Source organism: Allotamlana fucoidanivorans (assembly GCF_006265225.1).
In the GTDB taxonomy this organism is placed as follows: Bacteria; Bacteroidota; Bacteroidia; order Flavobacteriales; family Flavobacteriaceae; genus Allotamlana; species Allotamlana fucoidanivorans.
The window spans coordinates 1-1287 of the sequence record NZ_VDCS01000044.1 but is presented as its reverse complement, the minus strand read 5'-3'; the positions used below and the strand labels follow the sequence as shown (position 1 = coordinate 1287).

The window sequence follows — 1287 nt, the reverse complement described above, 5'->3', positions numbered from 1 at the left end:
TGGACTTGCAACAAAAAATTGGACTTTAAGTTGAATGACTAAGCTGCTAGTTTTTGGTTATACATATCTAATTCAAATTCTCTTATAGTTTTGTTTCCTAAAAAGGAATGTCTCCTTTTATTATTGTACCAAGTTTCTATCCATCCAAAGATGGATAACTCCGCTTCAGATCTTAATCTATAATTGTGCCTATAAACCCATTCTACCTTTAATGATTTAAAGAACGATTCTGCAACGGCATTATCCCAGCAGTTACCTTTTCTGCTCATAGATTGGTTTACTAAACCATCGTAACTTTTAATTAAAGAGGTAAACTTATGGCTGGCATATTGTATACCTCGGTCTGAATGAAAAATTAAATCTTGGGTTAGGGTTGCTTTCTTTATAGCCATATGCCAAGCTTTAATAATAGTATCCTCTGTGCTTAAATTGTCACTTAGAGCCCACCCAACAACTTTACGGTTAAACAAATCAATGATTACAGTAAGATATAACCAGCCTTGTTTGGTTTTGATTTAGGTAATGTCACTTACCCAAACTTGATTCTGCCTGCTTACTTCAAAGTTTTGGTTTAACAAATTAGGTGCTATTGGGTAATTATGTTTACTATCAGTGGTTGCTTTAAATTTACGTTTTCGTTTTGCAAACAAATAATTAGCACTCATAATACGCGCCACTCTGGGCTTTGATATTTTATAGCCTAATGTCTCCAGTTCTGTTTTTATTCTTGGCGATCCATAACTTTGAAAGCTATCTTTAAATATAGATTTTATAAGCGCAGTTACCTTTTGATTTTCTAACCATAATTTACTTGGCCCTGATTGCAGCCAATGATAATAACCGCTTTTGCTTACCTTTAATATTTTACACATCATCTCGACAGGAAACCTCATAAGATGCTGTTTTATAAACCTGTATTTTTCCTGTCGCTCTTGGAGAAGATGCTGATGGCCTTTTTTAAGATGTCACGTTCCATTTCAGCTTCTTTTAACGCTTTTTTTAAACGGAATATTTCTTTTTCTTCATCAGTCAATTTAGGCTTGCCTCGACCAGGAAAACTATTTTTGCCATAATCCTTCAACTCTTTTCGCCAACGATAAAGAACCGATGGAAATATATCTAAATCTTCACTTACTTGTTTTACGTTGCCTTTGGCATAGCTCAACTCAACTGCCTTTTGTTTAAATTCTAAAGTGTAATGTTTGGGTTTACTTCTCATAATTGCTAAGTTAATAACTAGCAAACATATTCTCTCATCTTTTTGTCCAGTCTAATATAGGAAGTCCA

General features: G+C 34.0%; 1 pseudogene. It reads right to left on the bottom strand.

From position 1 onward, the window contains the following. Positions 1-38: 38 nt before the first annotated feature. Positions 39-1243, bottom strand: a pseudogene (locus FGF67_RS16790) (IS3 family transposase). Positions 1244-1287: the final 44 nt, after the last annotated feature.